The organism is Methylibium sp. T29 (assembly GCF_000576205.1).
Classification (GTDB): Bacteria; Pseudomonadota; Gammaproteobacteria; order Burkholderiales; family Burkholderiaceae_C; genus Methylibium; species Methylibium petroleiphilum.
Window position 1 is genome coordinate 1 of sequence record NZ_AZND01000347.1, and the last position, 2,892, is coordinate 2,892.

General features: G+C 73.6%; 1 protein-coding gene. It reads right to left on the reverse strand.

Annotated elements, in window-relative coordinates; translation table 11 throughout:
- Positions 1-2,892 (reverse strand): UvrD-helicase domain-containing protein (locus tag x551_RS20610; RefSeq protein WP_152543616.1); only part of this gene is annotated, 2,892 nt, incomplete at both ends.

Consider the following 2,892-nt stretch of genomic DNA (forward strand, 5'->3'; position numbering starts at 1 on the left):
CGCAGCTTCGGTGTCGGCGTCGGCCGCCACCGGGTCGGAGGGCTCGGCGGCGAGACGGACGCGCGGCAGCGCAAGCAGCACCACCGGGCTCTCGGCCGACCTGGCGGACCCTGCCGTGCCACCGGCATCGGCTGACGGTGGGACGGCATCCGCCCCCGCTTCAGCGAGTCGCTGCCACGCGCTCGGCCCTGGCGCCGCGCGGTGCGGGGTTGTCGCGCTGAAGACGAGCCGCTCTCGGGCCCGGGTCATCGCCACGTAGAGCGCATTGAGCTCCTCGCGCGCCCGCCCTTCCTGCTCGGCCGCCATCAGGGCGCGCAGCGACGGCGGGCAACGCGACTCACTGGCGACGAAGGCGCAGCAATGGGGGTGCGCCGCATCGGCCGGCCAGTCGATCAGCAGGGTCGCGGTCTCCGCCTTCGGCGCCTCCGGCATGGTGTCGATCACGAACACCGCGCGCGCCTCCAGGCCCTTGGCGCCATGGATGGTCAGCAACTGCACCGCGTCGGCCGCGCTCTGCGGCGGCAGCAGCACGCGCCGGCGCCGGAGCGCACGCACGAAGTTGTAGGGCGTGGCATGGCGCGCACCGTCGAGCAGCAGCGACTGCGCCAGCAGCGCATCGATGGCCGCAAGCGCCAGCAAGCGCCCCGCAGGCGGCACCACAGCGGCATAGCGCTCGCGCACCTCGCCCTCGTCGACGATGCGATCGAGCAGATCGTGCGGCGGCAGTGCCGCGGCGGCCGCCAGCCAGCCGGGCCACAGCGCGCGGGCCCGATCGAGGGCCGCCCTGCTCGCGCCTGCGCCACGCAGCAGCACCTCGCTCCAGGCAAGCCGCTCAGCCCGCGCCGCCCGTGCGAGCGCCACCAGGTCGTCATCGCTCGCGCCGAACACCGGACTCTTCAGGGCCTGCGCGAACGACAGGTCGTGCGACGGTGACGCCAGCGCATCGAGCAGCGCGACCAGGTCGCGCACTTCGGGCGCCGCCATCAGCTCGCGCTGCTCGGGCGTGGCGTGGGGAACGCCACGTTCACGCAGCGCCTGGGCCACCAGTGCCAACGGGGCCCGCTTGCGACACAGCACCTGGATGTCGCCCGGGGCCAGCCCCCCTTCGGCCAGCAGGGCGGTGATGCCGACCGCAACCTGCTCCGCCTCGATCCGCCGCAGCACCTCTTCAGGCTCGGTGCGCGGTGTGGTGAGGCTGTCGCGCCAACCGCCGGCGGCAACCACCGGACCGCCCTTCTCCGGCCGGGGCACCGCCGGCAGCAACCACACCGCACCGGGCGGCTCGCTCACGTCGGTGGTGTGCGGGCGGAAGTCGTCGAACCGGCCACCGGCCTGCGCGTGCGCGAACACCGCATTCAGTACGGCCAGCACCCGGGGCGCGTTGCGGCGCGTGTGGTCGCACGCCAGGTGGGCACCGTCCAGCGCGGTGACGACGAAGTCGCGCGCGTGCGCGAAGACGCGCGGGTCGGCCCGACGGAAGCGGTAGATGCTCTGCTTCGGATCGCCGACGATGAAGACCGACAGGGGCCGCTGTCCGCTGCTGCCGCCGCCGGCCCCGGCGTAGCCGCTGAGCCAGGCGTCGAGCGTGCGCCACTGCAGCGGGCTGGTGTCCTGGAACTCGTCGATCAGCAGGTGACGCACGCGCGCATCCAGCCGCTCCTGGACCCAGCCCGACAGTTCGGCATCGGCCAGCAGGTGCTCGGCGCAGGCCTCGAGGTCGGCCATGTCGGCGAGGCCGCGGTCGCGCTTGAGCTGGCGGTAGCTGGCGAGCAATACGCGAGACAGCCGGACCATGCGCGCATGCGCACGGTGCGCCGCCTGCTGGTCCATGGCCTCGGCAATGCGCCGCAGCACGTCGGCCGCCTCGTTCAGGCCCGGTGCGTCGATCTGCTTGCGCAGTTCGCCGGTCTTGGTGAACAAGGCCTGCCAGGCGGCGTCGAAGGCCGCCGACGGATCGGCTTCGATGCCGGCCAGCGCCTGCTCGAGTGCGCTGCCCGCATCTCGCGACTTCTTGCCCCCGGCCGCCCCCAGCGCCACCGCCAGAGTCGACAGCGCGCTCCGGATGTCCGGCTGCGCCAGCCAGTCGGCGGGATGGGCCAGTCCGTCGAACTGCGGCCACAGCGCTGCGGCCGCTGGCACGCTGGTTTCCAGCACGCCGGCGGCATCGGCCCGTTCGATCTCGACGCGCTGGTCGAGCGCAGCCTCGAGCCACTGCTGCGCCACGTGGCGCCCGCGATCGTGCACGAGTGCCGCGAAGTCCTCGCGCAGGGCGGCATCGGCCGATACGGCCGACAGGAAACGCCGCCAGTAGTGCGGCTGCAGGTCGCTGCGGTCCTCGAGCAGGTCGACCTCGGACTGCAGGCCCAGCGGCTCCAGCAGCGCCAGCGGCGCGGCGCGCAGCAATTGGCTGAACCAGCCGTGGAAGGTGCGGATCTCGACCAGACGCCCACCGGACAGCAGTTCCGCGTACAGCGCGGCCAACCGGGGCACGAGCACGCCGGCCTCCTGCCGCGTGCAGCCGCGATCGACCAGCGCCTGCTCGCGCTGCGCGTCGTCGCACAGCGCGAACTCGTGCAGCCAGCCCTGCAGGCGCTCGCGCATCTCGCCCGCAGCCTTGCGGGTGAAGGTGATGGCCAGGATCTCCTGCGGCGCCGCGCCATCGAGCAGCGCACGCAGGATGCGCGACACCAGCATCCACGTCTTGCCGGCGCCGGCACAGGCTTCGACGACGACGCTGCGGCGCGGGTCGCAGGCCACGCGGTAGAACGCCGCCGGCGCCACCAGCGCGCCATCGATGCGGTAGCGAACGCCGCCGACGTCATGCCCGGTCCTCGCGCCAGTGGTCGCGCCGGCACAGGCCGCGTGCGCTGCAGTGCTCGCAGGCGCTGCCCC